The sequence below is a fragment of the Brevibacillus agri genome, from assembly GCF_004117055.1.
GTDB classification, from domain to species: Bacteria; Bacillota; Bacilli; order Brevibacillales; family Brevibacillaceae; genus Brevibacillus; species Brevibacillus agri.
The window spans coordinates 848,747-871,569 of record NZ_CP026363.1 but is presented as its reverse complement, the minus strand read 5'-3'; the positions used below and the strand labels follow the sequence as shown (position 1 = coordinate 871,569).

Below are 22,823 nucleotides of genomic sequence, written 5' to 3'. Positions count from 1 at the left end.
TTTATCATGCAAAAATGGCAGACAAAAGAACAACTCGTCGATCTCCTGTGCAACCTGGTCAACATCCCGAGCGTGACCGGATCGCCTGCCGAAAAAGACTTGCCCGGTTACGTCGTCGATCAGCTCCGCTCACTGCCTTACTACCAGGCCAATCCCGACCATGTCCGGGCCAACCCGACCGAGGATGGACGGCACTTTGTCACCGCTCTCGTCAAAAAGCCGGGCGTGCGCGACACCGTGATTTTGGTCAGCCACTTCGATGTGGTCGATGTCGAGGATTACGGCGGCTGGATGAAGCACGCCTTTGACCCGAAAACGCTCACTCCGCTCTTCCAGCAAAACCAAGCTGACATGCCTGCCGAAGTTCAGCAAGATTTGCGCACAGGCAACTGGCTGTTTGGCCGCGGGACGATGGATATGAAATGCGGGCTCGCCCTGCACATGTCGATGATCGAGCGGGCGTGCGCCGGGGAATTTGACGGCAACCTGCTCTTGCTGACCGTTCCCGACGAGGAAGTAAACTCTGTCGGCATGCGCGCGGCTGTCCCTGAGCTGTTGAAAATTGCCGCGGAATTTGATTTACGCTACACGACTGTGCTCAATTCGGAGCCGATGTTCACCCGTTTCCCGGGCGACCAAAACAAGTATTTGTACACTGGCTCCATCGGCAAGGTGCTGCCGGGCTTTTTGTGCTACGGAAAAGAAACGCACGTGGGCGAGCCGTTTGCCGGGCTGAACGGCAACTACATGGCCTCGCAGATTACGTGCGAGCTGGAGCTGAACACTTCTTTTTGCGAAGTCGTCGAGGGGGAAGCTTCCCCGCCTCCTACCAACCTGATTCAAAAAGACTTGAAAAAAGAGTACTCGGTGCAAATTCCGCATCGCGCCGTGACGCTGTTCAACCTGTTCCTTTTGGAAAAGAAGATGGAGGAAGTCGTGGAGCCGCTCCTGGACGCAGCGCGAAATGTAGCCGAGCGCATCCGGGAAAACTACCTTCGCCATGCCAGCCAGTTCGCCAATTTTGCTCCTTTTAGCCCGCGTGACCTGTCCATCTCCGTAATGACCTACGAGGAGTTGTACACGTACGCCCTGAAAACATACGGCGAGGACAAGCTGCGCCAGCTCGAGGCAGACGTCATCGCCAACCGCCACGACAAAGACGATCGCGACACGACCATCGAGCTGGTCGATCGACTGGCGATTCTCTGCAAAGAGTTGTCTCCGATGATAATCCTGTTCTTCGCTCCGCCGTTTTACCCGGCTGTCAGCTCGCGCAATCACCCGCTGATCCAGAAAACAGTGGCCGAGATGGAGGCGTATGCGCGGGAACAGCACCAGGTCACTTTGCGCAAACAAAACTACTTCGGCGGCATCTCCGACCTGAGCTACGTCGGACTGCAATACCCGGCAGCCTCCATGCAGCCACTGGTCGCCAACATGCCGCTGTGGGACAACGGCTACTCCATCCCGCTACAGGAGCTGGAAGCTTTTGACGTGCCCGTCATGAACCTCGGCCCTGTAGGCCGCGATGCGCATCAATGGACGGAGCGGCTCGATGTGGACTACGCATTCGACACGTTAAAAGACATGCTGCCTCGCTGCATCCAGTCTCTGCTGCAAAATGGGCAGGCGGCAAAGGAATGAGATAGCTTTTTCCCCGCTTCCAAACAGAAAGGTTCTTACGTCGCCGCGGCTGGCTGCCGTCTCACGCGTAAGAGCCTTGCTGTTTTCCGGCGCTTTTTTTCTGCCTTGCCCCCCGCTTTTTCTTTATAATGAAGAAAAGTGATCGCTGAGGAGGACTCGTCATGAACTTTGAAGCAAAAGAAAAAGGATTCGTCACCCATTTATCGTACGGCGACCTGCACGTCTCCGGCGATGAAGCATACGGCTTTCGCCCGTACCAGTTGCTGGTCTCCTCGATTGCCGCTTGCAGCGGCGGCGTGCTGCGCAAAGTGTTGGACAAGATGAGAATGCCGTGCACCGATATGAAAATCACAGCCGATGTCACACGCAACGAGGCAGAGGCAAACCGCGTCGAGAAAATTCACCTGCACTTCATCATTACCGGGGAAAACTTGAAGCAGGAACGAGTGCAAAAAGCTGTAGAAGCCGCCAGCAAAAACTGCCCGATGGTCCAGTCGGTAAAAGGCAGCATCGTCGTGACCGAGTCTTTTGAGCTGGTTTCCTGATCGGCTCGCTTTCCCTATGCGCCATCATTTTTGGAAAGGAGAGGTCATCATGGGCGACCAGCACGCAAAAAATCCTTCTCCTCCCTTTTTGGCTGCGGCCTTGTTCCTCCTGAAAAGCATGCAGCACGTCGTTTTGCCGCCGAGGAGGCTGTCGCTTCCGTCGCAGCCGCCAGCGGAGCATCCCTGTCTTTTTTCGCGTTCTTTTTCGATGTCCTGGAACCAGATGAAACCGCGCCCGGCAGCTACTCGCCCAGCCGCTCCTGGAAGCCGCACGAAGACAGCTATCAGCTTCACTCGCTCCATCGCTGCACAGAGCTTGTCCTCGCCTTGCAGGCCGACCAGCAGAGCACAAATCCGCTGGACCTCCTGCAAAATCAGATCCGTTTTCAGCAACTGCTGCACACGATCTGGAGCGCCGCCAGCACGCAACCTTCAGTCGATTCGGCAAAAGCAATCGAGCAGACGCTTTCCTACATCCATGCGAATTTTGCAGCGCCGCTCTCTTCCGGCCGATCTGGCGAACAAGGCCGGACTGACACCGCGCTACTACACCGAGGTTTTCAAAAAGAACATCGGCAAATGCCCGATTGAATATGTGACCAGCTACCGGATGGACCAGGCGAAGAAGCTGCTGCGCGAATCGAAAAAACCGTAGCCCTGTCCCGCTGGCGGCTGCCGCAAGCAGCAGTCCGTGCCCCTGCCTAAACCATGCACGTGCAAAAGGACCCTCTGCCCCGCGAAAATCCACAAGGCCAGAGGGTCCTTATTCTGTTTATAAAATCGGAGACAACAATCGCGTCAATGATTCTTGCATACGCGTGCGAAGCGGGCGGTTGAAATACTCTTCCACCGTCATTTCCCGGCAATCGGCGAGGTCTGCCACGAACAGCTCCTCCAACTGCCGCGCCATCTGCGAATCGTACAAGAACACATTGGTTTCAAAATTGAGCTTGAAGCTGCGGATGTCGACGTTCGCCGTCCCTACCGAGGAAAGCTGGGTGTCGACCACCATCGTCTTGGCGTGCATGAAGCCTTTTTCGTACAAATAGCAGCGCACGCCGCTTTTCAACAACTCGCCCAGGTAGGAGTGCGTCGCCCAGAAAACCATCAGGTGGTCCGGCCTGCCCGGCACCATCACGCGCACGTCCACCCCGGACATCGCAGCCATTTTCAACGCGGTCAGCATGCTGTCGTCCGGTATGAAGTACGGGGTCTGCAAATAAATCTTGTGGCGCGCCTTGTAGATCATTTTCAAAAACGCGTGCTTGATCTGCTGCTTTTCCGAATTTGGCCCGCTCGACACGATCTGGCAGCCGATTGTGCCCTTTGGCTCCGGCATCTCCGGGAAGTAGTCGAACGACTCCTGCATTCTTTTCGGGGCGGACAAATTCCAATCCAGGAAAAAGCGCGCCTGCAGCATGTAAACGGCTTTCCCCTCAATTTGCAGGTGCGTATCCCGCCAGTACCCCAGCTTCTTGTCCTTGCCCAAATATTCGTCGCCGATGTTGAAGCCGCCAATATAGCCGCTTTTTCCGTCAATGATCGTCAGCTTGCGATGGTTGCGAAAATTGACCCGGAAATTGAGGAACGGAATCGACGAAGGAAAAAACGAGACGACTTCTCCGCCTGCCTCTACCAATGGCCGGAAAAACCGGGAAGAGACGCCCGCCGATCCGACCGCATCATAGAGCAGCCTGACCTCTACGCCTTCCCGCGCCTTTTTCGTCAACAGCTCCAACAGCCGCGTCCCAAGTTCATCATCATTGAAAATATAGTAGAGTAAATGAACGTGCTCCTTGGCCTCCTCAATCTGCCTGAACATGAGGTCGAACAAGCTGTGCCCTTCGGCGAACACCTGGACGGCATTGTCCTGTGTATAGTAGGCGCCGTCGCTCACCACGTTCATGAAAATCATGTCGCGATGCCGCTTCATCTCCGGATCGTTCACCTGCAGCTCGCCCTGCTCCAACAGCTTCTTCTGCTTGTCGACAGCCGCACGGAAATGGGAAAACTCTCCCTGGCGCAGCCGATACAGCTTTTTCTTGCTCAGTCTTTGCCCAAAAATCAGATAGAGGAGAAACCCGATACCCGGCAAAAACAGAAGAACCATCAGCCAGGCCCAGGTAGCCGCAATGTTGCGCCTCTCCATGAAGATGAGAACAGCGGCCAAGATCAGATTCCCTATCGTAATGACCGCCACAATTTGCTCCAGCAACAACATCACACCACATCCACCCTCACAAGATATCTCCCATTTTACACCATTTCCTCCCGGGATTCATCCTGGGCCCCGGACCGGGTCGGTTACTGCCCCAAAAGCTTCCCGTTTTTCATGATGCATGTATCGTCCAAGTAAACATCCGGCTCTTTGACCACCAGATCAATGTGCACCCCTGCCACAATCGTTCCGCCGAACGTATTGTTGCTGCCGAAGGCCACGTGAATCGTTCCGTACACCTTCTCGTCCTCCAGCACGACTCCCGTAATCCGCGCCTTGTCATTCGTCCCGATCCCAAATTCGCCGAGCATGCGTCCGTCCTGGTCGCCCAAAATTTGCAACAGCCGCTCGGCGGACGTGCCTTCGGCGTGGGTAATCCGCCCTTTTTCAATCGTCAGCAGCAGCGGCGAGTCGATTTTGCCGATCCCGGAAATCGAGCCGTCCACCACGATTTGCCCTTCTGCCGTGCCCTCCAGCGGCGCCACGTAAGCTTCCCCCGACGGCAGGTTGCCCGATTCGCCTGGATTGACGTACATGCCTGTGCTCGGCACGCCATTGCGTCCAGCGATGGAAAAAGTGAGCGACTTGCCCGCCTTTTCGATGCGAACGGTGCTGGCTGCGGTCAGCAGTTCGGTCACTTTCTCCGTCAGCACTTTTACTTGCGCGTAGTCGGCAGAGATCGCGCCCTCCAAAAACATGTCGGCCGTAATACTCGGCATGGTGGCGAGTCTTGCGCCGTTGGCCGCCGCTTCTTTTCGCGCTTTTGTATGCGTCAAGGAATGCTCGGTCACGCACACGACCACATCGGCGCTTTTCATCGCCGCAGCTACAGCCGCCGGAGGCTCCTGGCCTGATTTTTCCCGCTCTTTCATCACCATCAGCATCGCCTCTGCCCCGAGCTGCTTGCCAGCCTCGAAGAGCACTTCGCCAAGCTCTCGCTTAGGCTCGTCCGCGACCACCAAAAAAGCTTCGTTCGCCTGAAGTGCCATGCAGTTTGTCAAAATAGCCTTGCTCGTCTCTATCAGCTTCATCCGATTCATCATCCTCTGCCTCTTTCTCTCTATCATTATGTCCATCACGATCCTGCAAACCATGTTGTCTTCGCTTTCTTTTGCTGCCACTCCTGCTCGCGAAGAAACTGGCGAAATTTTCTTGATTTTTTCTTCGGATTTAGTATGATGAATGTACAAATAAAAACGCAAAAGACAACGGGGTCTTTTTCTGCGCTTGTGATAGAGCGCCGGGAAGGGCCCTGTTTTTTTGCCTGGGGCCAACTTCCCGAAAAATGAGAGCGTTTTCATTTGGGGTTCCTGACAATCTCAGAAAGAAAAGGGGATGACAACAATGTCACACACACTGGCAAAGCGCAGCTTTTGGTGGCTGACGCTGCTGATGGCCGCTGCACTGCTCGCAGCGTCGCTGCCTGTCTTGGCGCACGCGGCAACACCAGCTCCACAAGTGTTCGACAAGGGGAAATGGGCACCTGCCACCTATCAGGCTGTCAACGCATTGATCGAGAAAAACGGCAGCAAAAATCCTGCCTACAACGCGGCCAAAAAGCCGTATGTCGTCTTTGACTGGGACAACACCAGCATCATGCACGATACGGAAGAAGCCCTCTTTGTCTACCAGATCAACCACCTCGCCTACAAGCTCACGCCGGAAGAGTTCGGCAAGGTGATTCGCACCAACGTGCCGGAAGGGCCTTTTTCCGATGCGTATAAAAACGTGGACGGCAAACCTGTCACTCTCGACGCGATCGCAAGCGACCTGGTTGCCGACTACACTTACCTGTACCAAAATTACGAAGGGCTCAAAGGCAGCAAAACGCTGGAGGAAGTGAAGGCAACGGAGCAATTCGCCGACTTCAGAGCGAAGCTGTATTTTCTCTACGAAGCGATCAACGACACACACAGCAACACCATCGGCTATCCGTGGGTGCTCTATCTGTTCACCAACATGACGATCGACGAGGTTCATCAGCTTGCCGAGGTTTCCAACGATGCGAGCCTGGGCATGGCGATTGAAAAAGTAACCTGGACGAGCCCGAAAGCTTTGGCAGGCAAAGCAGGCGTAGTAAAAGCTTCCCACACAACCGGGCTGCGCCTGACTTCGGAAGTGGCGAACCTGATGAACACGCTGCGCGCAAACGGCATTGACGTCTACGTCGTGTCCGCTTCGCTCGAGGACGTGGTGCGCGTTTTCGCCACCCTGCCGAAATACGGCTACAACCTGCCATCGGAAAACATCATCGGCATGCGGCTGAAAACGGAAAACGGGCTGATTACGAACGTGTACCAGCCAGATTACCCGATCACTGTCGGGCACGGCAAAACAGAAGTAATCGAGAGCGTGCTGGTCAAAAAATACGGCTATGGGCCAATCTTTATCGCGGGCGACAGCAACGGTGATTTTGAGATGATGACCGAGTTGGACAGCGTACAGCTCGCCCTGGTCGTCAACCGCGTCAAAGGCGGCAAAATCGGCCAGCAGGCAGCCAAAGCCGCCGAGCAGCTCGGCAAAGCCAGCCCAACGGTTGTCCTGCAAGGCCGTGACGAAAACACCGGCATGTGGATTCCGAGCGAGTCGACCATTCGGCTGGGCGAAAAAGAGCCGCAGTTGATCTCCAAATAAACGAGCTAGAAACGAGAAAAAACCGCCCGTACAAGCAGGCGTTTTTTTCTGTTCAGCCCATTTTTTTGCCTAGCCCAAGCCCATTCCACGCCCATGAGAAAAAGCCCCGCCAAGTGCAGGTGGCAGGGCTTCCCTCTATCACACGCTGTTATTGCATCGCTACTTTCAATACAGCACGAACAGAGTCAGCCGATTTGTCCAGCGCTGCCTTCTCGGAGGCAGTCAGATCCAGCTCGATGACTTTCTCGATGCCGTTGCCACCCAACAAGGTAGGCACGCCGAGGTACAGGTCGTGGTAGCCGTACTCGCCTTCGAGATAAGCGATGGACGGCAGGATGCGCTTCTTGTCTTTCAGAATCGCTTCCGCCATTTCCACCAGGGCGGCCGCAGGCGCGTAGTAGGCGGAGCCGTTGCCGAGCAGGGCGACGATCTCGCCGCCGCCTTTGCGCGTGCGCTCGACGATGGCATCGAGGCGATTTTGCGGGATCAATTTGTCGAGCGGGATGCCGCCTGCGTAGGAGTAGCGCAACAGCGGCACCATTTCGTCACCGTGTCCGCCAAGCACGAAGCCTGTCACGTCTTCCACGGAGACGTTCAGCTCCATGGCGACAAACGTGCGGAAGCGCGCCGTATCGAGCACACCGGATTGACCGATGACGCGGTGTTTCGGGAAGCCGGATGTTTTGAAGAACGTATAGGTCATCGCATCTACCGGGTTGGACAGGATGAGTACGATGGAGTTTGGCGCGTAAATTTTCACTTGCTCCGCTACCGAACGCATGATAGCCGCGTTCGTCGCCACCAGGTCGTCGCGGGACATGCCTGGCTTGCGGGCGATCCCTGCTGTAATGATGACGATATCGGAGCCTTGAATATCCTTGTAGTCGGACGTTCCGGTGATGTTGGCATCAAAGCCGAGCACCGGCGAAGACTCCATCATGTCCAGCGCTTTTCCTTTGGTCGGGTTCTCAAGCTGCGGAATATCGACCAAAACGATGTCAGCCAGTTCTTTTTGCGCCATGATGAACGCCGTTGTCGCTCCGGTAAAGCCGCTGCCGATGACGGCTACTTTTTTTCTGCGGAATGTCATGGTAGTTCCTCCTCGTCGTGTCGTTTCCCACATATGTTACAAGACCAGCTTCACACCGCTTGCTTTTTGCTCCAGCATTTTGGAGAGAATCGTACCGATGTGGGCGCCTGCCTCGATCGGCGACGTCCCTTGACGATGAATATTGGAAATTACCGTGCGCTCGGACTCTACCATTCCTTTGCGCGGACGGTAGCACATGTAGGCGCTCATGGAGTGGGCCGTAACCAGACCCGGACGCTCTCCGATCAACAGCACCAGCACTTCCGGCTCCAAAATCTCGCCGATATGGTCCATGCTCGCGACGCGTCCGCCTTTGACAAAAAACGGAGTCCCGCAACTCAGGCCGTAGCTTTTCAACGAGTCCATCAAGGAGGGAAGCACGTCTTTCAGGTTGGCGTCGACCGCGCTGGCACTCAGGCCGTCGGAGACGACGATTTGTACCTGCGGCTTCTTTTGGCAACGCTCCTGAAGCAAGCGCACGCCTTCCTCGGTGAGAACGCGTCCCATGTCCGGGCGCTTCAAATAGTTTTCGGTGTTGTCGTACTGGGTTTCTACCGTGAACAAGGAAAACTGGTCGAGCACTTCCTGGCTGACTTCCCCGTAGACGGCATCGACTGCCGCTGCGTGGTCGCGGCGGAGTTGCAGCATCGTTTTCGTCAGCGGTCTTACCCCTGTACGCCATACGCCGATCCGCGCAGGCGTGCTGGCCAACAACTCATCCAGCCCTTCCTTCCATTTCGGATTCGGGATTTGCGCTGTTCGCTCCGGCTCCGCTGGCGCGGCGTGTGTCTCCTGCGGGCGGGAAGCCATTGGTGCCGGAGCTGCTTCCTGCTGTGCCCCGGCTTTCGCGTCCGCCGCTGCTGCCGCTTTTGGCTCAGGCGCTTTTTCGCCCAGCTCGGCCAGCTTTTTTTGCAGCTCGGCCACTACTTTGTCTACCAAAAAATCCAATTGTTGTTCCATCCCTCATACACCCCCGCTTCTTACATGAAGATTGTCGGATCGCCTGCTATTGGCGTCAGCTTGCCGTTTTCCATGATCCCCATTTTTTCCAGCCACTTTTCAAAAGCAGGTGCCGGACGGAGGCCGAGAACCTCGCGGAACGCGGCAATATCGTGGAAGCTGGTCGATTGATAGTTGAGCATGACGTCGTCCGCCATCGCCACCCCGATGACAAAGTTCACCCCTGCCGCCGATAGCAAAATTCCGAGATTGTCCATATCGTTCTGGTCAACCTTCATATGGTTTGTGTAGCAGACGTCGCAGCCCATCGGCAGCCCGTGCATTTTGCCCATGTAGTGGTCTTCCAGCCCGGCGCGGATCACTTGCCGGCTGTCGTACAAATATTCCGGTCCGATGAAGCCGACTACCGTATTGACGATAAACGGGTTGTACTTGCGAGCAAGACCGTAGCAGCGCGCCTCCATCGTCACCTGGTCGATGCCGAAGTGCGCCTCGGAGGACAGCTCGGAGCCTTGGCCCGTCTCGAAGTACCAGAAGTTCGGCCCGTAGGAAGTGCCTTCCTTGCGCATCAGCTCGTCGGCTTCGTCCAGCAGCTTGACGTCAATCCCGAAGGCGTTGTTGCCTTTTTCGCTGCCCGCAAGACTTTGGAAAATCAGGTCGGCAGGCGCCCCCTGACGGATGGCGCGCATCTGCGTGGTCACGTGAGCGAGTACACAGTTTTGCGTCGGAATCGCCCATTTGTCCATTACCTCTTTGGTCATGTTGAGAATATCCTTGACGCTGTCCGCTGTATCAATAACCGGGTTGATTCCGATTACCGCGTCGCCGATTCCGTAGCTGAGTCCTTCGTACAGCGATGCCTTGATGCCTTGTACGCTATCGGACGGGTGATTGGGCTGAACCCGCGATGCCAGTACGCCTTGCTGACCAATCGCGGTATTGCAGTGAGTCACCACGCGAATTTTGGCCGCAGCCGTAATCAGGTCGAGGTTGCTCATCAGCTTAGCGGTAGCCGCGATCATTTCGCTGGACAAGCCGCGGCTGATGCGCTTGATCTCGTTGTCGCCCGCCTCGTGGCTCAAAATGTACTCGCGCAACTCGGCGACGCTCCAGTTTTTGATTTCGTTGTAAATTTTTTCGTTGATGCCTTCTTCAATGACGCGGGATACTTCGTCTTCCTCCGGAGGAAGCATGGGGTTGTTGCGAATGTCGGCCAACGTCAGATCAGCCAATACTTGCTTGGCAGCAACGCGTTCCCGGGAATCGGAAGCGGCGATTCCAGCCAGTTGGTCGCCGGATTTGTCTTCGTTTGCCTTCGCGAAAATTTCTTTCAAATCGCGAAATTGATAGGTCTGTCCAAGCACAGTCGTTTTCGTGTTCATTTCGTCCACCCCTTTGTACGTTACGCCTTCTCATCAAAAGCGAGGGTTTTTACCACGACCGGGATAATCGTTCCCGAAATCGGCTCACCCAGGTCGATATAATCGCCATACTCCACCCGCACCTGATCGATGCAAATAATCTCTGGCTCTCCCTTGCAGCGCAGTGCCAGTCCCTGCCCCAATGCTTTGGCCATGTCTGTCTCGCAGATGACGACCATCGTCCGGCTCTCGGCAAAATAATGCCGATATTGGTCCGACAGCTCCTGAGCGATCGTTTGCAGCAGCGCATACGAGCAATAGCCGATGCCTGAGATCGCGAGCGCGAACGGGATGCCTGTTGTTTTATCAAAAAGCCGTTCACCGAGCTGGTAGATCGCCGCTACCTCCTGATGAATCCGCGCCGGGTCCGACAGTTGTTCCTGGGTAAGCTCCAGCTTGAGAATCGGAATGTTTTTAATCGGCAAAAGCTCCGGCTTGATATGCACCGTCGAGCCGCTGATTTCCGTGCTTTGCATTCCAGCCCCGATCACGGTGGCCCGCACGGTTTGCTCCGGATCGAGCCAGCGCACCGGGTACGTTCCTTTTTCCCGCTCCTGCTGCAGCACATAGCCCAGCAGCGGACCAAAATCGCCGTAGCGGCTGACATCTGCCATGCTTTTCACGGGCGGTCCCGTCATCAACTGTCCGACCCCACCGGAGACGGTCAGCTCTTCTACCGGAAATTCCCCGCGCAAATGCGGCCCTACGACGAGCAAGCCCGATACGTGCCGTTCTTTGCCCGTCAAATAATCCAGCATGCTGCGGGCCATCTGCTGGGCCACTTCTGTTATTTCTGGCAGTCCGACTTTTTGCCCGACCGCGATGCGCAAGCCTTTTGCCTTCAGCCATTCCTGAATGTTTGGCGACACGTAGGTGACGACGTCCTCCCGATCCAGGCGAATCAGCCTGCCGCCGACGTGGAAGGTCACTGTCGCAATCGCTCGGCCGCGCTGAAAATAAGCCGCATTGGCCGTACCGCCGCCGATATCCACGTTGACGATCGTTCCTTGCAGCGTTTGCGAGCGTTTTTCCGCACCCGCGCCTTTGCCTGCCAGCACGCCTTCGAGGTCTGCCCCCGCCGTTGCCACTACAAAATCGCCGGATCGCTCTGCCAGCAAATGCACGATGTGTTGCGCGTTTTTCTTGCTGGCCGTCTCCCCGGTGATGATGACGGCCCCCGACTTGATGGACGACAGACTGATTTGTGCTTTTTCGTACTCCGCTTGCAAAATCGCCCCGATGCCTTCCGCGTCAATCTCATCGAACCCGATCAGCGGAGTGGAATGCACTTGACTCGCATACAGCAACTGGCGCTCCACGATCTGGTAGCGCGGCAGCGAAAAGGTGCTGGACATGCGCCCCAGGCGCAGACGACTGACGATCATTTTGGTCGTGCTCGTTCCTACATCGATGCCGACGCTTTGGATCCATTGTTCATCCATCGTGAACCTCCTTGAACCATTGGCGTGCCAGACAAGGCCGCAAAAGAAAAACGCCTGAACAGCCGAAAAAATCGCTTCCGGTCTGACTCAAGCGCCTTTGCTTTGCTTGCTATCTACTTGTTTCGTTTCCCGCATTTGTTTATCGGTCAGGAAAATCAGCCTTGGGAAAACAGCGTCTCCTCGCCGGCGAGAATTTCCTCGGCGAGCTTCACAAGCGGCATGCGCCGTTGCATGCTTACTTGCTGCATCCATTTGTAAGCGGCCTCTTCCTCCAGGGAGAGTGCGCTCATCAGTTTGCCTTTGGCCTTTTCCACGCATTTTCGATCCTCGATCTTCTGTTTCAGATCGCTAATATCTTTCTTCAACGACACGACTTTTTCCTTTTGGCTGAGCGCGATCTCCACAGCCGGAATCAGGTCATCCTCGGATACGGGCTTTACCAGATAAGCCGTCACTCCGGCTTTCCGCGCATCGATCACCAGTTCCTTCTGGCTGTACGCGGTCAAAAGAAGGATGGAGCAGTCCGAAAAGGAGCGGATAATCCCGCTTGCCTTGATGCCATTAAGGCCAGGCATTTTCACATCCATGATAATGAGGTCGGGTTTGTGACGATGAGCGAGTTCGACCGCCTCTTCCCCGTTTTTCGCCTCGGCCACAACCTGATAGCCTTCGTTTTCCAGCATCTCGCGCAAATCCATGCGAATGATCGGCTCGTCGTCAACCACCATAATCTTCGGCTGTGTCATCTTCATCCTCCTTCTGGATCGGATAGAGAATGGTAACTTCCGTTCCGTTGCCTGTGTTACGGAAATGCATCGTTCCCTCCAGGTCTTCCTTGACGAGCGTGTCGACGATTTTCAAGCCAAGGTGACCTTTTTTGAGAATGTGCTCCATGTCCTCGATACCTACCCCGTCATCCGTGACAGACAGACTGACGAAATCCTCCTTCGAGACGAGCGCAATGGAGATTCGCCCTTCATGAAGCTCGCGAAATCCGTGGATCATGCAGTTTTGAATCAGCTCCGTGACGATTAGGGCACAGGATGTCGCCTTGTTGGACGGCAGGTACACGGATTCTCCCGTCACGACGACGTGTATAGCTTGCTCTGAACGTCTCATGGAAGAGACGATTATTTTCGATATTTTGGTTAAAATCTCTTTGAAGTCGATCTGCTCCAGACCGTCCTGCGCCAAATATTCGTGAATAATGGCGATGCTGTTGATCCGGTTGATGCTTTCCCGGTAGACTTTCTCGATCTCGTTCGACTGCGAACGCCGCATTTGCAGGCGCAGCAGGCTTGCGATCGTTTGCAAATTGTTTTTCACGCGATGGTGAATCTCTTTGATGACAGCCGACTTAATCATCAACTGCTTTTCTTTTTCGCGGATGTCCGAAATGTCCCGGAGCAAGATGATGCCTCCGATGATGTCGAGCTTGCGCACGGACGAAACCGCTTTCATCATGATAAAATGCTTTCCTTTTGACAACTCATCCTGAATGTAGCCCCCGTGACGCACGAAGTTTTCCGGGGAAACTCGCCAGGAAAAAATGCGTTCGATGCTCACGCCCTTGTCCGGTCTCTCAAAGCCGATCAAGGAGAGCAGCTTGTGGGCGCGCCCGTTGGCGTAGGTGATGATCCCACTCTGGTCAAACAAAATCATGCCTTCATGCAAAAGTGAAGAAATCGGCATATCAGGCACTGCGAACTGAATCAGCGTCTCGCTCAGATGTTCGGTCGTTTCCTTGAGCATCTCGACATTTTTTTCTTGTTCGACCTGCTTGGAAATATCCTGCTCGGTAATCAGCGTCCCGATCGTTTTGCCCTCGGCGTTTGTAATCGGCACGACGCTTTGACGCATGACGACCTGCTCCTGCGAGACACCTCTCGACCCGATCACCGGCTTTCCTGTAGTCAGGCAGTACATGACAGCAGGCTCGTTGATCGCGGTCGCCAGATGCCCCACGACGGAGCCGCTGTACATGGATCGCGCGGTGCTAGGCTTGGCCTGCGCGACCACCAAAGCAGCACTTCGGTCTACTGTCGGGCAGTCGATGAACATGTCTGCCTGCGACAGATCGGCAAAAATCTGCAATTTGGAAGCGAGGTCCTCCACGATCTGGATGTCGTCCTCACTCAATATCGTAGACGCTTTGCACAGTTCCCGTATGGATTGCATGCGAACCTCTTTTCACCTGCTAGGAGTTGATATTGCCTTCATTTTCTCACAGACTCGCTACGGCGGAAAGAGGCTTATTCGCTTACCATTTCTTGCAAATACGCGCGCAATTCCGGCACTCCCTCACTGGTGTAGGAGGACGTCCGAAAAATTCGCGCGTCGCCCAGCGACTGGCGCAAAAAGCCTTCCGCTCGTTGCACATCGGCAGCGGGGTGATCTACCTTGGTGATGACTCCTACGCACGCCTGGGGAAAGCCGTGCGCGAAGCCCGGGGGAAAGTAGTTGCGCTCGCGTGTGGCATCCTGGACCATCACCACGATGGTCGCCTCCAGCGCGGTTGCCATCAGGGTGCGGTAAAACATCGGATTTTCGCTGTACTCGCCCGGCGTGTCGATCACCCAGTCCCGATATTCCAGCGCTTGCGTCTTCCTGGCCGGCTGTTCATCGTTGAACAGCGCTTTGACCAGAGAAGACTTGCCCGCTTCGATGGCCCCGATAATCATGACACGGCCTGTCATGATTTCGTCACCAATGCCGGTGTGAACCGCAGTTTTTCGCTCAGCACCTGATTGACCGCGTCCACTGCCATCTCTACAGCAGAGACATCCCCCACGACAATCAGTGAACCTGTGAAACGATCGAGAAACCCGAGCTCGACACCTGCTGCCTTCGTTGCGATGTCGGCAGCAATAATGGCCGTTTCCGTCGGCGTCAGGGTCAGAATGCCGATCGCTCCGGCCTCCTTGATCCCCAGCTTGGTATAGAGCATAGGGTCAGGGTTTGCGATCACATGAGCCAACGTGACCTGTTTCCCTGGGACAAATTCCTGTATGACCCGTGAACGTTCCTGTTCCATCGCTATCCCTCTCCTCCTGCGGCACCCGGCACCTCAAACGAATCGACGATGCCCACGATGATCGCATCGATCGGCACGCTGTTGCCAGTAAAAAGGATACGGGCAGGCGTCCCGCGCGAGACGATGACCTGCTCGCCGATCCCTGCCCCGATCCGGTCTGCTGCGATGACGGTTTGCCCGCTCTCTTCGCCGCGCCAGTCAATGGGCTGGACAACCATCAGCTTGAGATTTTCCATGCCGGTTTCCTTTTGGGTTGCCCAAACGCTGCCGATCACTTTTCCCAAAAACATGCGATCACCCTTTTCCTAAATAGCTGACCGTAATGCCGCGCTCTCTCATGCTGTCGTAAGCCAGCGGAGAGACAATCGCTCCTTTTTTCACATGCAAGGTCGTATCCCGCAACTCCGGCTGGGATTTGATCCAGTCAGCCGTCAGCAGCTTGCCGGAGAACACCGCTTCTGCCTCGTCCAAGGCCGTCAAGGTCGGCTGCTCAGGCTTTGCCTCTGCTTTTTGCAGTTGGGACTTCAGTTTGGACACGACGCGGTCAGCCAAGCGTTTCTGCTCCACGAACTCCACGCCAAGCTCCTTCATCGCCTCGACATGGCGCAGGAACAGCCTTTCGTATGCTGGCGTCAGCGTCAACGTTTGCAGGGTGCGGCGGTCGGCGCGCTTGATGCCCGGCACGTCGGAACCTGCGATGACGAACTTGCCTGTCACCAGTGCGGAGAAGACGATTTCTGCCTTGATCGTGCCTTTCAGGCCGGAGGCGATTCGCGCCGCATTGTCCAGATCAATCTCCGGAATGACGATCCCGGCGTAATCTTTCGGCACTTCCAACGGGGCGGGAGCATACTCATCCGCTGTGAGAATTTTGCCTGCTCCCCCGCATTCGATCTTGTGCATCCCCAGCCAGGAGGAAGTTTCCCCGTCCAGGAAAAGGATGTCGTGGCAAATCCCGTGGTTTTTCAGATGGATAAAATGATCCTGGAATGCCTCATGTGCCTGGCTGTCGCAAAAGACATACAGGACACGAGGCGCTTCCGGTTTCTTTTCTGCATTCATGGAAAGCAAAATTTCTTTCGTAATCGATGCCACCATTTCTCTGATGTCCATCAAAGCTCTACCTCCGTTAGCCGGAGTAAAACTGGCCGTTTTTGCCGATCACTTTTACCCGGTCGCCCGTTTTCAAATTGGCGGCATTCCCTTCATCCAGATCGACGTGGAAATCGAGCGCGAATTGTGGATGTACGCGAACGACCACATCCGGATAGATGACAGGGCGGTCACTCTGCGTCGCAAGGATCAGCGTGTCGCCGTCCTTCACCTGGAACTGCTCGGCATCCGCAGGCGACATGTGAACGTGCCGCTTGGCTACAATCACACCTTTGTCCAGTACGACTGTGCCTTTTGCTGTTACGAGTACCAGACCCGGTGTTCCTTCAATATCTCCAGACATCCGCACAGGGGCATGCACGCCCAGCGTAAATCCGTCCGTGCGGGAGATTTCCACTTGCGTCGCTCCGCGCGCCGGTCCGAGAATGCGCACGCCGTGAATGCTGCCTTTTGGCCCGACGATGGTCACCGTCTCCTGGCAAGCGAACTGGCCAGGCTGCGACAGATCGCGCATCGGCGTCAATTGGTGTCCTGCGCCAAACAGCTTCTCTACATCGGCTGGCGACAAATGAACGTGGCGATTGGAAACGCCAAGGGGAATTTCCTGTACGGCCCCGGCAGTTTGATTGGTGGAAGGTTGCTGCTGTTGTTCTTCAAAAGATTTCACTTGAATCCCTCTTCCTTTCAAGAAATCTGCCGCTGCTGGTGTGATTTTATCCCCTTTCTCCAGGAGAAAGGGGTTTGGGATGCCTGTCTTATGCATGGCTCGCAAAGATGCTTCTGTAATAACTGCCATAGGGGATTACCCTTCGAGCTTAGGCAGGATCAGTTCAATGTCTCCGTGCGGGCGTGGGATGACGTGTACAGATACGAGCTCGCCTACTTTTTCGGCAGCAGCGGCGCCTGCGTCCGTGGAAGCTTTTACTGCACCTACGTCACCACGTACCATGACTGTTACGAGACCGCCACCTACGTGTACTTTACCAATCAGTTTTACGTTCGCTGCTTTTACCATTGCATCAGCAGCTTCAACTGCTCCTACCAGACCTTTTGTTTCTACCATTCCCAATGCGGACATTTCTCCAGCCATTTTTTTATTCCTCCTTAATTATATGGACAAATTTTCACTAATTTACGACGTCATTTCTGTTAAAACCGATTTAATAATGTTTTTGATCTCTTCGCGGCTCAAGCCGACGTTCAGCGAAGAGACTGCTTGCAGCACGGCTTCCTCTGCCTTTGTCGCTTGTGCAGCTTGCACTGGCGCAGACTCAGGCATTTCTCTTACGCCGAAAGCGACGCGCTTGATGTTGAAAAGATGCTTGGGACCGATGTTGTCGGATGTGATGTTGTTCCCGAAAGAACCGCATCCGAGCGTAAAGGACGGCTGCACGCCAGTCGTGGCCCCGATGCCCCCGAAGGTGGTTCCGGTATTGACCGGGATGCGGGAAGCCGGCATCGCCTGGCCGTAAGATGCGATGATGTTTTCATCCTGTGCGTGAATCCCTGCGGTGTGGCCCAAGCCGCCGTGCGTGAGCAGCTCGCGGCAACGGGCAAACGCCTCGTTGTCTCCTTGAACGGTGTAGAGAGCGAGAATCGGCGCCAGCTTTTCCACGGACAGCGGATACTCTTTGCCTACGCCAGTCTCTTCCGCCACCAGCACGCGCGTTTCGGCCGGAATCGAGATGCCTGCCATTTGCGCGATGACGTGCGGGGAGCGGCCGACGATTTTGGCGTTGAGCGAGCCGTTCACCATGATGATGGCGGCTACTTTTGCCTTCTCGTTCTCGTCCAGGAAGTACGCTCCTTCGCGCTTCAAAGCGGCAATCATCTGATGCTTGACCGCTTCCTCAACCACTAGTGCCTGCTCCGAGGCGCAGATGGTGCCGTAGTCAAAGGTCTTGCTCTGCACAATGCGCTTGGCAGCGGCAGCGAGGTCAGCGCTGTGGTGGATGTAGACCGGAACGTTTCCGGGTCCGACACCGTAAGCAGGCTTTCCGGAGCTGTACGCAGCCCGCACCATTGGCGTACCACCTGTTGCGAGAATCACGTTGGTCAGCTTGTGCTTCATCAGCTCGTTTGTAGCCGGGAGCGTCGGCTTGCTAACGCAATGGATCAAGCCTTCCGGCGCTCCAGCCTGCACAGCGGCCTGTGCCATCAGCCGCGCTGCTTCCAGCGTGCATTTGGCTGCCGACGGGTGCGGGCTGAAGACAATCGCGTTGCGCGCCTTGAGCGCGATCATCGACTTGAAAATAACGGTCGATGTCGGGTTGGTCGACGGCACGATACCAGCCACGATCCCGACCGGCTGCGCCACTTCCCACACCTTGTTCTCTTCGTCCTTGCGAATGATGCCTACGGTCTTCACATCTTTGATGGAAGCATACACATCCTGGGAAGCGAACAAGTTTTTCATCCGTTTGTCCGGAACGTTTCCGAAGCCAGTCTCTTCAACCGCCAGAGCGGCCAATCGCTCGGCATTCTCTACGCCAGCCTTGGACATGGCAGCGATGATCCGGTCGATCTGCTCCTGGGTGTAGGTAGCAAGCTTCGCCTGCGCTTCCTTCGCTTGGGCGAGGTACGTGCGCACTTCCTGAATGGAATACAAATCAGCGTCCAGTGTCATTAGGCTTTGTCACCTCCGCCTTGCTGCTTTTCTTCAATCAGGCGAATCAGGTCTTCTTTCTTCGCCGTATTGATGTCATTGGTCGAAAGCGGGAAATCCGCAATCGAGCGGGCCAGCTTGCGCAAGTCGTTGATCGATTGCTCTGCCAGCGCCGGCTCTGCCTTTGCCTGTGCAGGCTGTGGCTTGGCTTCTTCCTTCGCTTCCGAACGCATCAGATTTTTAATCATTTTGGGAACATTCTCATCAGGACGCGGGATGACGTGGGAGTGCAGCAACCGTCCGACGCGTCTTGCTGCGTCAGCGCCAGCGTCTACAGCCGCCTGAACCGAAGAAACATCTCCGATTACGTACACGGTCACAATCCCTGCATCCGCGCCTTCATAAGTAACGACCTTGACGTCTGCCGCTTTGGCAGCAGCATCGGCGGCCGCGATGAGCGCGGGCAAGCCCAGCGTCTCAATCATGCCCAGTGAGTATGCATGAGCGCGCATTTACATTTCCTCCCCTTCAAGAGGGAAAATCCCTTTTATCGTTTGACTGGCTGTCGGGCGACGCTTCTTACTGCGTCGGCAAAGGCAGCGGCTGCTGCGGTGCATGCCGATTGGCTTCCTGTAAGCAGCGCTCCCCCGAAGTTGGTTTCCGTGGGCGGGCCAAAAAACTGCACCATCTGTACATCTGCTGCCTTGAGAGCGGCATCTATCCCGTACATGGCCTCAAGCGGCGGAGCGATCAGATAGGCGAGCGGCTCCCCTTCCCTGATGCCGGCAAGCCCAGACAAGTAGCTGCCCGTCCGCGACACGACATGTGCGTAATACGCATGCGTCCCCTCTTCATTCAACGAGTAAAAGCATGCTCCGCTTTCCATGAAGGCAACGGCTGCATCAATACCGCTCTGTACCTCTGATGGCGTCGCTCCCCCGATGATCCCGATGAACTCGCCGGACAACGGACCGGAAGCGTGCCCAGAGCCTGCGTAAAACGACTTGGCGTAAATCACTTCGACTGCTGCCTTTTTCGTCGCTTCATCAATGGCTGTATAGCCCACATCGTCAATGGTGGATGTCAGCATCCCCACACTGCGGATATGGGAAGGCAGGTTCAGCTTCTCCGCAAATTGTGGATCGACGTTGGGAATCATTCGGATCGCAAGCGGCGTCGCTCGAATTGGTTTTTCCATGCGTGTCACACTCCTTTCAGACAACTTCCCTTTTCAAAACGCAAAAAAAGGTGCCTAAACACGAAAGAACAAGACTCGTGTTCAAGGGCACCTTTGCCTTTTGTCTATTCACTTGTTCGGATAAGATTCACGCCAATTCTGCGATCTTATTCCTGCTTCTAATGTATGACAAGGCAAGAAAAAATGCAAGCGTTTTCGGTATTCCACGACTTTTCCATATTCCGGTCATTTGACGGACACACGGCCTGGCTATCTTGGTTGTGTAGCCGGGACGGGCAAGCCCGCAAGCTGGCACAAACAAAAAACAAACCGAAACCCCAAGGAGGAATTTTTCATGAAAAAGAAACTCGCAATGTCCGTAATCGCTCTGGCCGTATCCGCAATGGCAGGCTCTGCATTTGCCGCAGATGAATCCACAGTGCAAAAAGCTGTCGCGACTTTCCCTGCCAAAACCGTTACCGTCCAAAACGACGGCATGCAAGTGCCAATGCAGCCGGTCATTAATCTGGAGCAGATGGCAAAGGAAAAAGGCATCTCCGTGGACGAACTGCTCAAGCAGCTTGAAAAAGAAGGCAAGTTTATGAAAGCGGCGCTGACACTCGCAGTTCCCGCGACAGAGGCGGACTCTGACAAAGCGCCTGTAGCCGTAAAAATGGTGAAGCTGGCGGACGCTACCGCAAACAGCGCGGCGTTGCCGGCGATCAGCCTGGAAGAAAATCTCGCTATCGCCAGCACTGCGGTCACCTTGCCTGCCCCTGTCCAGCCCGCCGACATCCGCCAAGAAACGCGCGAGATCATCACGCTGAAAGACGCCACATGGCTGCGGGTCGGGGTGCCGTACTACGAGCAAAACACAGTGGCGGGAACGTATTACGTCAGCACCCGCCTCAACAACGATCTGGTGCATACGTACATCACAATCATGGTTTCGATCGGGATCATTACGCTTTGCGGCTGGGCGATTGGTCTACGTCCTGTCGCGTTCGCTTACGCAGCCGCTTCGCCAATTGGCGCTGGCAGCGGAGCAAATCTCTTCCGGCAACTACGAGCCAGCCCTGCCCGACTCCACCCGGGTCAAAGAAGCCGAGATCAGCCAGCTCGTCTCCCCGTTCGCTGACATGGCCAAGCGGCTGGGGCAGTTGGAGCGGATGCGCACAGACTTGCTGGCCGGAGTCTCCCACGAGTTGCGCACCCCGGTTACGTCGATTCGCGGGATGATACAGGCTGTAAAGGACGGGGTCGTCAAAGGCCCCGATGCCGACGAGTTCATGCAGATCAGCATGGATGAAGCAAAGCGGCTGCAGACGATGGTTAACGACCTGCTCGACTTTTCCTCGATGGAGGCAGGCGCTGTCTACGCGGAAAAGCAGGAAATCAAGCTCGCCAGCTTGCTGGAGCAGGTCGTCGCGCAAGTCGGCACCTTGCCTGCCTTTGCCGAAACCGCCATCGAAATCACGCTGCCCCAGCCGGAAATCGTCTGAATCGGAGACAGCGCGCATTTCAAACAAATTTTGCTGAATTTGCTCAACAACAGCGTGGCCGCAGCAGCGACGCGCATCGAAGTGGTCGCCCGGCAAACCGACAAGCTCATCCTCGACATCATCGACAACGGCAAAGGCATTCCCGCTGAAGAAGCCCCGTTCATTTTCGAGCGGTACTACCGGGGGGACAGCAAGCGGAAGAAAAAGCACGGCCTCGGGCTTGGCCTGACGATTTGCCGCCTGCTCGCCAGGGCGCATGGCGGCGAGGTAGAGCTGGTGCAGAGCAGTCCGGCGGGCACTACCTTCCGCCTGACGCTCGCCACGCCCCCTGCCGGGAAAGCATGACCGCAGGCAACAAGGCAGCAAGCAAAAACAAACCGCCAGGCGCGTTACTCGCATCTTGGCATGACCGAGAATGCCCACCTCCCAAAAATGCGGCGCGTCTGGCAGACTGCGCCGCTTGCCTGCTTTAGACGCGTTTCAGACGTGCGATCCCTCCGGCACGTGCGAGCGAATCAGATCCATGAAAATCTCCAACGCTCTCGTCTGGAACTCGTTCGATTTCGTCACCAGCGAAAAATCCCGCGTCACGGGCGTGCCCGCTACTTTCAAGGTACAGAGCGTCCCCAACTGGCGCTCTTTGCGGATCGCCCAATAGGACAAGAGACTGATCCCGAGGCCCGCTTCTACCGATTCCTTAATCACCTGTGTGCTGCCGAACTCCATTCGCTTCTGCGGCTGGAATTTGAGCTGGCGAAACATCTTTTCCGCCGCCTCCCGCGTCCCGGAGCCTTCCTCCCGCACAATCCACGTCTCCTGCATCAGCTCGCTGACCGCAACCTTCTCCTTGCCTGCCAGCCGATGCTGCGGGGAGACGATCACGTACATGCGATCGTCGGCAAACGGCTCGATGCACATTTTTTCGTTCACGTACTCCCCCTCCACGATCCCGACATCCAGTTGCCGGGTCGCTACCAGGTCAGCGATGACGGTCGAATTGTGAATCGTGATCGTCGGCGTAATCAAAGGGTAGTCTTTGCGCAGCCTCGCGATCACGTGAGGCAGGACATACTCTCCATACGTGTAGCTGGCGCCAATCGTCAAATGCCCACTCGGCGTGTTCATCAAGTCGTCGACCAGGCTCTGCATGCGCGTGTACAGCCCTAAAATTTCCCGGGCATGATGGTAAACGATCTCCCCCGCCTTGTTCAACCTGACGTACTTGTTGCTGCGCTCCAGCAACTTCGACCCGATCGCCCGCTCCAGCGAGAGAATGTACTGGCTGACGGCTGGCTGTGTCATGTGCAATTCTTCGGCGGCCCGCGAAAAGTTTTGCCTGTCTGCGACCGTGACAAATACGCGCAGTTGCTGATCCATGCAGCATCCCCCTCTTCTTTTTCCAACAACTATACGCTTTTACTTATCATCATCATAGCAA

At 55.6% G+C, this 22,823-nt stretch carries 25 protein-coding genes; 7 read left to right on the top strand and 18 right to left on the bottom strand.

Annotation, left to right across the window (positions count from 1 at the left end; all coding sequences use genetic code 11):
• Positions 1-6 precede the first annotated feature (6 nt).
• The 3 genes from BA6348_RS04425 (at position 7) to BA6348_RS26495 (ending at position 2,780) form a co-directional block, all read left to right on the top strand.
• Positions 7-1,644 (top strand): M20/M25/M40 family metallo-hydrolase, encoded by a 1,638-nt coding sequence (locus tag BA6348_RS04425; protein ID WP_122953097.1) that lies wholly within the window; start codon positions 7-9, stop codon positions 1,642-1,644.
• A gap of 161 nt (positions 1,645-1,805) precedes the next feature.
• Positions 1,806-2,189 carry an OsmC family protein gene (locus BA6348_RS04420; RefSeq protein WP_005827547.1) on the top strand — a complete coding sequence of 128 codons (384 nt, stop codon included), beginning with the start codon at positions 1,806-1,808 and terminating at the stop codon, positions 2,187-2,189.
• Positions 2,190-2,219: 30 nt separating this feature from the next.
• Positions 2,220-2,780, top strand: coding sequence for a hypothetical protein (locus BA6348_RS26495; protein ID WP_141333634.1), 561 nt, complete (start codon positions 2,220-2,222; stop codon positions 2,778-2,780).
• A gap of 181 nt (positions 2,781-2,961) precedes the next feature.
• On the opposite strand, the gene cls is transcribed toward BA6348_RS26495, so the two are convergent.
• Entirely contained in the window at positions 2,962-4,410 is a 1,449-nt protein-coding gene (cls, locus tag BA6348_RS04405) for a cardiolipin synthase (protein WP_005827542.1), read from the bottom strand.
• A gap of 83 nt (positions 4,411-4,493) precedes the next feature.
• The gene (locus BA6348_RS04400) at positions 4,494-5,438 is read right to left on the bottom strand and encodes an aminopeptidase (protein WP_081494676.1); all 945 of its coding nucleotides are present in this window, start codon (positions 5,436-5,438) and stop codon (positions 4,494-4,496) included.
• A gap of 313 nt (positions 5,439-5,751) precedes the next feature.
• On the opposite strand from BA6348_RS04400, the gene BA6348_RS04395 reads away from it, so the two are divergent.
• Positions 5,752-7,041: a haloacid dehalogenase-like hydrolase gene (locus BA6348_RS04395; protein ID WP_122953098.1), complete on the top strand. Its 1,290-nt coding sequence runs from the start codon at positions 5,752-5,754 to the stop codon at positions 7,039-7,041.
• A gap of 148 nt (positions 7,042-7,189) precedes the next feature.
• Here the strand turns inward: BA6348_RS04395 and mdh are convergent, their stop codons facing one another.
• The 15 genes from mdh to eutL form a co-directional block, all read right to left on the bottom strand.
• Positions 7,190-8,131 carry a malate dehydrogenase gene (mdh, locus tag BA6348_RS04390; RefSeq protein ID WP_005827536.1) on the bottom strand — a complete coding sequence of 314 codons (942 nt, stop codon included), beginning with the start codon at positions 8,129-8,131 and terminating at the stop codon, positions 7,190-7,192.
• Between the two features lie 36 nt (positions 8,132-8,167).
• Positions 8,168-9,091, bottom strand: a complete 924-nt coding sequence (gene eutC / locus BA6348_RS04385; RefSeq protein WP_122953099.1) for an ethanolamine ammonia-lyase subunit EutC — start codon at positions 9,089-9,091, stop codon at positions 8,168-8,170.
• Between the two features lie 20 nt (positions 9,092-9,111).
• Positions 9,112-10,473 carry an ethanolamine ammonia-lyase subunit EutB gene (locus BA6348_RS04380; RefSeq protein ID WP_026557593.1) on the bottom strand — a complete coding sequence of 454 codons (1,362 nt, stop codon included), beginning with the start codon at positions 10,471-10,473 and terminating at the stop codon, positions 9,112-9,114.
• A 20-nt stretch (positions 10,474-10,493) separates the two neighbouring features.
• A complete protein-coding gene (locus BA6348_RS04375) occupies positions 10,494-11,954 on the bottom strand; it encodes an ethanolamine ammonia-lyase reactivating factor EutA (protein WP_122953100.1) in 1,461 nt (486 codons plus the stop codon).
• Between the two features lie 155 nt (positions 11,955-12,109).
• On the bottom strand, positions 12,110-12,706 hold the full coding sequence (locus BA6348_RS04370) for an ANTAR domain-containing response regulator (RefSeq protein ID WP_429777001.1): 597 nt from the start codon (positions 12,704-12,706) through the stop codon (positions 12,110-12,112).
• Positions 12,672-14,132 carry a sensor histidine kinase gene (locus BA6348_RS04365; RefSeq protein WP_005827526.1) on the bottom strand — a complete coding sequence of 487 codons (1,461 nt, stop codon included), beginning with the start codon at positions 14,130-14,132 and terminating at the stop codon, positions 12,672-12,674. Before BA6348_RS04365 ends, BA6348_RS04370 begins: the two co-directional genes overlap by 35 nt.
• A gap of 74 nt (positions 14,133-14,206) precedes the next feature.
• The gene (locus tag BA6348_RS04360; protein WP_005827524.1) at positions 14,207-14,650 is read right to left on the bottom strand and encodes a EutP/PduV family microcompartment system protein; all 444 of its coding nucleotides are present in this window, start codon (positions 14,648-14,650) and stop codon (positions 14,207-14,209) included.
• A complete protein-coding gene (gene eutS / locus BA6348_RS04355; protein ID WP_005827522.1) occupies positions 14,647-14,988 on the bottom strand; it encodes an ethanolamine utilization microcompartment protein EutS in 342 nt (113 codons plus the stop codon). The genes BA6348_RS04360 and eutS overlap by 4 nt, the downstream gene beginning before the upstream one ends.
• Before the next feature lie 2 nt (positions 14,989-14,990).
• Positions 14,991-15,278 (bottom strand): EutN/CcmL family microcompartment protein, encoded by a 288-nt coding sequence (locus BA6348_RS04350; RefSeq protein ID WP_005827520.1) that lies wholly within the window; start codon positions 15,276-15,278, stop codon positions 14,991-14,993.
• Positions 15,279-15,282: 4 nt separating this feature from the next.
• Positions 15,283-16,101: a hypothetical protein gene (locus BA6348_RS04345; RefSeq protein ID WP_005827519.1), complete on the bottom strand. Its 819-nt coding sequence runs from the start codon at positions 16,099-16,101 to the stop codon at positions 15,283-15,285.
• 16 nt (positions 16,102-16,117) lie between these two features.
• Entirely contained in the window at positions 16,118-16,897 is a 780-nt protein-coding gene (pduL, locus tag BA6348_RS04340; RefSeq protein ID WP_005827517.1) for a phosphate propanoyltransferase, read from the bottom strand.
• Positions 16,898-16,903: 6 nt separating this feature from the next.
• Positions 16,904-17,191, bottom strand: coding sequence for an ethanolamine utilization microcompartment protein EutM (eutM, locus tag BA6348_RS04335; protein WP_005827515.1), 288 nt, complete (start codon positions 17,189-17,191; stop codon positions 16,904-16,906).
• A 42-nt stretch (positions 17,192-17,233) separates the two neighbouring features.
• The gene (locus BA6348_RS04330; RefSeq protein ID WP_007777369.1) at positions 17,234-18,727 is read right to left on the bottom strand and encodes an acetaldehyde dehydrogenase (acetylating); all 1,494 of its coding nucleotides are present in this window, start codon (positions 18,725-18,727) and stop codon (positions 17,234-17,236) included.
• On the bottom strand, positions 18,727-19,218 hold the full coding sequence (locus BA6348_RS27625) for a BMC domain-containing protein (protein WP_007777371.1): 492 nt from the start codon (positions 19,216-19,218) through the stop codon (positions 18,727-18,729). Before BA6348_RS27625 ends, BA6348_RS04330 begins: the two co-directional genes overlap by 1 nt.
• A gap of 35 nt (positions 19,219-19,253) precedes the next feature.
• Positions 19,254-19,904, bottom strand: coding sequence for an ethanolamine utilization microcompartment protein EutL (eutL, locus tag BA6348_RS04320; protein ID WP_005827509.1), 651 nt, complete (start codon positions 19,902-19,904; stop codon positions 19,254-19,256).
• Positions 19,905-20,238: 334 nt separating this feature from the next.
• Between eutL and BA6348_RS27130 the strand changes: the two genes are divergently transcribed.
• The 3 genes from BA6348_RS27130 to BA6348_RS27120 are packed head-to-tail and all read left to right on the top strand — an operon-like array spanning position 20,239 to position 21,730.
• Entirely contained in the window at positions 20,239-21,021 is a 783-nt protein-coding gene (locus tag BA6348_RS27130) for a histidine kinase (protein WP_242507448.1), read from the top strand.
• Positions 20,912-21,385 (top strand): sensor histidine kinase, encoded by a 474-nt coding sequence (locus tag BA6348_RS27125; protein WP_237716577.1) that lies wholly within the window; start codon positions 20,912-20,914, stop codon positions 21,383-21,385. The genes BA6348_RS27130 and BA6348_RS27125 overlap by 110 nt, the downstream gene beginning before the upstream one ends.
• Positions 21,386-21,415: 30 nt before the next feature.
• Complete coding sequence (locus BA6348_RS27120) at positions 21,416-21,730, top strand: ATP-binding protein (RefSeq protein WP_242507447.1); 315 nt, start codon at positions 21,416-21,418, stop codon at positions 21,728-21,730.
• A gap of 135 nt (positions 21,731-21,865) precedes the next feature.
• On the opposite strand, the gene BA6348_RS04310 is transcribed toward BA6348_RS27120, so the two are convergent.
• Positions 21,866-22,762: a LysR family transcriptional regulator gene (locus tag BA6348_RS04310; RefSeq protein WP_122953101.1), complete on the bottom strand. Its 897-nt coding sequence runs from the start codon at positions 22,760-22,762 to the stop codon at positions 21,866-21,868.
• Positions 22,763-22,823 lie beyond the last annotated feature (61 nt).